Here is a 4,909-nt window from a genome sequence, read left to right as displayed (position 1 = left end):
CGGGCGCCAAACCGCCCAATCACCCAGCCTGCGGCCTGCACCGCCAGTTGCCCCGCCGCCAGGGCATCTTTTGAACGCAGATAGTGCCCCAGGAAAGCCCCCCCAAACGAGTCGCCGGCGCCGGTGGCATCCACCGGTTTGTCGTGGGTGGCTTGAAGCTCGATCAATCTTCCCTGGTCGAGGATGAGGGCTCCATCGGCTCCCAGCTTGAGCAGAAGCATGGCCCCCGGATAGAGCTGCTGCAAGATCTCGAGGATATGCAGAGGCTCCCTGGCCCCGGTGAGTGCCTGGCCTTCGTCGAGGTTGGGGAAGATAAAATCCAGCGCGAGATCGCGCGTAATGCGGCGAAACTCCTCGCGCCCGATTTCCCGAATCATCTGAAAAGAGCCCGGGTCAAACGAAACCGTGATACCCGCATCGTGTGCTACTTGCGCTGCTTTGAGCGCAGCCTGACGCGGCGGGTCGGTAAAGAGCGACCAGGCAGTCACGTGCAGGTGGCCCGCCTGTCGAATCACCTCTACCGGCACCACCTCGGGGCGCAGGTCGAAGTCGGCCCCTTGCGAGGTCAGCATGGAGCGCTGCCCAGCCGCATCAATCAAGACCAGAATCACCCCCGTGGGGTTGCTGGTATTCCAGTTGATGTGGGGTTCGACGCCCTCTGCGGTCAACTCCTGCACGGCGAACTCACCAAAGCGATCGCGGCCCACTTCCCCTATAAACCCCGCCGGATAGCCCACCCGGACTGCCCACACCGCCACGTTGGCCGCGCTGCCACCGCCCATTAACAAGACCCGTCCGGTGGTGTCGCCGCCGGGCAGGAGCAGGGTGTTTGGCTTGGCCAGCACGTCCCAGGTGAGATCGCCAATGGCAACGAGTGGTTTGAGGTCAGCCATTGTAGCAATTGTACTCTGGTAGAGAAGATCGCATCGGGACTGCCTGGTTCGGGACATTTTGGGCGTAGCGGTGGTATACAGTGTGGTGTTGGGATCTCAGTACGAGCTTTGCCTGAACAGCTCTATCCGACAAGAACAGCGTACCGTGAGGGTTTAGTCCTGGTGTTGAGAGGTGAACCAGATGAAAGTTGCGGTCTTTAGCACCCATCCGTATGACGAACTGTTTCTGAACCTGGCCAATGCCAGCCAGCATCAGCTGATCTTCTTCGAAACCAAGCTCGCTCCCGCCACCGCCAAGCTCGCGCTCGGCTGCACGGCGGTATGCGCCTTCGTCAACGACGACCTGAGCCGTACGGTGCTCGAGGTGCTGCACCAGGGCGGGGTGCGCTTGATTGCCCTGCGCTCAGCGGGCTTCAACCATGTAGACCTGCTGGCAGCGCAAGAGCTTGGGCTGACTGTGGTGCGGGTTCCGGCCTACTCCCCCCATGCCGTAGCGGAGCACACCCTGGCCTTAATTCTGGCCCTGAACCGTAAAATTCACCGTGCTTACAACCGTGTGCGTGAGGGCAATTTTGCCCTCGAGGGTCTGCTGGGCTTCGATCTCCATGGCAAGACCATCGGCATCGTGGGCACCGGGAAGATCGGAGCGGTTTTTGCCCAGATGCTCTCGGGTTTTGGCTGTCATCTGTTGGCATATGATCCATACCCCAGCCCGGCCCTCGAGAAATGGGTGCGCTATACCCCCCTCCATACCCTGCTGGGCGAGTCGGATGTCATCTCGCTGCACTGTCCGCTAACCCCCGCCACCCACCACCTGATCAACGAGAGCGCAGTAGCCCAGATGAAGCCCGGCGCCATGCTGATCAACACCAGCCGGGGTGGCCTGGTAGACACCCGCGCAGTCATCGAGGGGCTCAAGGATGGTCGGATTGGCTATCTGGGTCTGGATGTCTACGAGGAGGAGGCCGATCTGTTCTTCCGCGATCTCTCCAACCAGGTAATCCAGGACGACCTTTTTTCGCGCTTGCTGACCTTCCCCAATGTGCTCATCACCGGGCATCAGGGGTTTTTTACCCAGGAAGCCCTGAGCAACATCACCCGGACCACCATCGCAAATATCACGGCCTTTGAGCGAGGTGAGGGTGAGATCTTTGTGGTATCGGTAGAAAAGCTAGGGGGCTGAGGGTGGGCCTGGGTATTGCCGCCCTCCTGCCCATTCTGCTGGTACTGCTGCTGATGCTGGCCCTGCGCTGGTCTGCGGCCAGGGCTGGGCTGGTCGGGGTGGGGCTGGCTGTACTGATTGCGGTCTGGTGGTTTGGTTTTGGCTTTACTCCGGGTGAGCCGGGCCTGGTGAATGGCTCACTGGGCGTGGTGCTCGAGGCGGGCTTTAGCGCCTTGACCATTCTCTGGATCATCTTTCCGGCCCTGTGCATTCACCAGTTGCAGCTCCGCACCGGGGCGCTGGTGATTTTGCAGCGGGGCCTGGGCCAGCTCTCCGATAACCCCCGGATCCTGGTCTTGCTGGTGGCCTGGTTTTTTGCCCTGTTCATAGAAGGCGCAGCCGGTTTCGGCACCTCGGCAGCCCTGGCGGCGCCCTTTCTGGTGAGCGTGGGCTTTGCTCCGGTACAGGCCGTTAGCATTGCTCTGGTTGGACACGCTGTGGGGGTCTCGTTTGGCGCGGTTGGAACCCCGGTGGCTGCTCAGGCTGCTACCAGCGGGCTGTCGGGCCTCGAGATTGGCGCCGCCACGGCCCCCTACCACCTGCTGCTGGGCTGGATGATCCCCTTTGTGCTACTGATCCTGGCTGGTTCTGCCGGTCGTCGGCCCAGACCCTCGGACTGGGGCTGGGCAGCCCTGGCGGGGCTGAGTTTCCTGCTGCCCTACTTCCTGCTGGCAAAATACCTTGGCCCCGAACTGCCCACTCTGGGGGGCGCACTGGCGGGCGGCCTGGTCTTTGTTTGGGCTTTGAGGCTTCGCCGCACCTCACAGCACAGCACGGTATCGGCAGCCCAGGTCGTGCGGGCCGCAGCCCCGTATCTGGTTCTGGTTGGTTTGGTGCTGCTCACCCGGCTGGTTCCGGTGTTGCGTGAGGCATTGCAGCATCTCGAGCTTAGCTGGATGCTGTTTGGCCGCTTTGAGGGGAGTTTTGCCCCCCTGTACCACCCCGGAACACTACTCCTGATCGGTTTTCTGGCTGCGGCCTGGTGGCAACGGGCTACCCCCGCCGACCTGCTCTCGGCTGTACAGACGGCCACTTTGCAACTGGTGGGGGTGGCTCTGGCCCTGCTGGCCATGCTCAGCCTCTCGAGGCTGATGGTTCATGCCGATATGATCGGGGCACTGGCCGAGGCGGCTGCTAACGCCCTGGGCCACTCCTGGCCCCTGCTGGCGCCCTGGGTAGGGGTGCTGGGAACCTTTGTTACCGGCTCGGCTACGGCCTCCAATATCCTTTTTAGCGAGTTCCAGCAGGCTACCGCCCAGACCCTGGGTCTGCCGGTCGCAGCCATGCTGGGAGCGCAAGGGTTCGGCGCAGCCGTGGGAAACATTATCTGTCCCCATAACATCATTGCTGCAGGCGCGACGGTGGCCCTGGTGGGTCAGGAGGGCGCCGTGTTGCGCAAAACCCTTGGAATTTGCTTGCTCTATGTGGGCCTGGGGGGCCTGCTGGTCTGGCTTTTTATCTGACCGGAACAGCCAAACCCCGCTATACACTGAGCTATGTCCCCCGAGCCCATGACCCCCATTGCGGTCGGTCTACCCTCCGAGACCGCCCGGCTAAAAACGGTGGTGATGTGTCTTGCCAACCCCATGGGAATTCTTTCGTTTTTGTGGCAGGGTGGCTTCGATCTGGCTGCTCTCTACCAGGGCTGGCACAATAAGTGGGCGCTCACCCACAACCACCGGAAAGTGCGCCAGCAGCAAATCGCGCTGGCTGAGCTGCTGCAGGCCCAGGGTGTGCAGGTGCACTGGGCCGAAAGGGTGACGGGCTGCCTCACCCAGCACTACACCCGCGATGTTGGTTTTGCCATAGATCACACCTTTTTTCTGGCCAGACCCCGGCGTCGTTCCAGGCAGCGAGAGCTGGCGGGGCTGCGAAACCTGCTGCCGCGCTTTTCCAGGGTGGCCCGGCTCGAGCGGGGCCACATTGAGGGTGGAGACGTGATGGTAGACGAGCGGTACATCCTGGTTGGCCTGGGCGAAGAGACCAGCCTGGAAGGGGTAGAGTGCTTGCGGAGCAAGCTGGCCCAGCTCGGGATTAAGCGGGAGGTGGTCACGCTGGAGTTTGCCAATCGAGGGGTGATCCACCTCGACACCCGATTCAACCTTGTCTCGCGGGGAGTGGCCCTGATCCACCCCCGCAGCTTTGCCCGCAATAGCTTGCGCTGGCTGGAAGGCCAGTTTGAGCTGATCGAGGCCACGGACCAGGAGGCCAGGAATGTGGAAATCAACACCCTCACGCTATCGGCGCAAAAGGTGGTGGTACAGCATACCAGCCACCGGCTAGCCCGACTGCTGGAGGCTACGGGCCTCGAGGCCCTCAAGCTTGACTACTCGGAGGTGGTGCGGCTGCCCGGAGGGTTTAGATGTACAACGCTGCCAGTTGAAAGAAGCGCCTGAGCTAGACTGGAAAGTGCAAAGGGCGCAAAAAAAACAACGGAGCAAACCCGGCAGGGTATTGTAGACTTAGACCGTATGGGTGAGCTGTCCAGTCTTTTTTTGATCGCAATCGGAATCGTTTTGCTCTACTTTGGGGGAGAGTGGCTGGTACGCAACGCCGTGATACTGGCCCGCAGCTGGGGGATCAGCCCCATGGTAGTGGGTCTGACGGTGGTCGCCTTTGGCACCAGCAGCCCCGAGCTGGCCGCCAGCCTTTCCGCAGCCTTGACGGGTAGCCCCGAGATTGCTATTGGCAACGTGGTGGGTTCCAATATCTTCAACATCCTGGCAATTCTGGGTCTTACTGCCCTGATCGCCCCCATTCTAGTCCAGTCCGAGTTTATCAAGCGCGAGGTTCC

Annotated in this window: 4 protein-coding genes and 1 pseudogene; 4 read left to right on the top strand and 1 reads right to left on the bottom strand. The window is 61.5% G+C overall.

What is annotated here, in order from left to right; translation table 11 throughout:
- The coding region (locus Q0288_RS08765; protein WP_299429514.1) for a carbohydrate kinase family protein at positions 1-893 on the bottom strand (893 nt) is incomplete at its 3' end.
- A 181-nt stretch (positions 894-1,074) separates the two neighbouring features.
- On the opposite strand from Q0288_RS08765, the gene Q0288_RS08760 reads away from it, so the two are divergent.
- The 4 genes and pseudogenes from Q0288_RS08760 to Q0288_RS08745 form a co-directional block, all read left to right on the top strand.
- Positions 1,075-2,076: a 2-hydroxyacid dehydrogenase gene (locus Q0288_RS08760; protein WP_299429513.1), complete on the top strand. Its 1,002-nt coding sequence runs from the start codon at positions 1,075-1,077 to the stop codon at positions 2,074-2,076.
- A gap of 2 nt (positions 2,077-2,078) precedes the next feature.
- Positions 2,079-3,578, top strand: coding sequence for an L-lactate permease (locus tag Q0288_RS08755; protein ID WP_299429512.1), 1,500 nt, complete (start codon positions 2,079-2,081; stop codon positions 3,576-3,578).
- Positions 3,579-3,611: 33 nt separating this feature from the next.
- Positions 3,612-4,511 carry an arginine deiminase family protein gene (locus tag Q0288_RS08750; RefSeq protein ID WP_299429511.1) on the top strand — a complete coding sequence of 300 codons (900 nt, stop codon included), beginning with the start codon at positions 3,612-3,614 and terminating at the stop codon, positions 4,509-4,511.
- 75 nt (positions 4,512-4,586) lie between these two features.
- Positions 4,587-4,909 (top strand): annotated as a pseudogene (locus Q0288_RS08745) (sodium:calcium antiporter); the annotation flags it as partial.

This window comes from uncultured Meiothermus sp. (genome assembly GCF_937863175.1).
Taxonomy (GTDB): domain Bacteria; phylum Deinococcota; class Deinococci; order Deinococcales; family Thermaceae; genus Meiothermus.
Note: the sequence above shows the minus strand (reverse complement) of the source record. Positions and strands in the feature narration are given on the sequence as shown.

Bases quoted from the DNA above. Each gene is read 5' to 3' on its own strand.
- Q0288_RS08760 (WP_299429513.1), top strand. From the start codon at position 1,075: ATGAAAGTTGCGGTCTTTAGCACCCATCCGTATGACGAACTGTTTCTG.
- Q0288_RS08750 (WP_299429511.1), top strand. From the start codon at position 3,612: ATGTCCCCCGAGCCCATGACCCCCATTGCGGTCGGTCTACCCTCCGAG.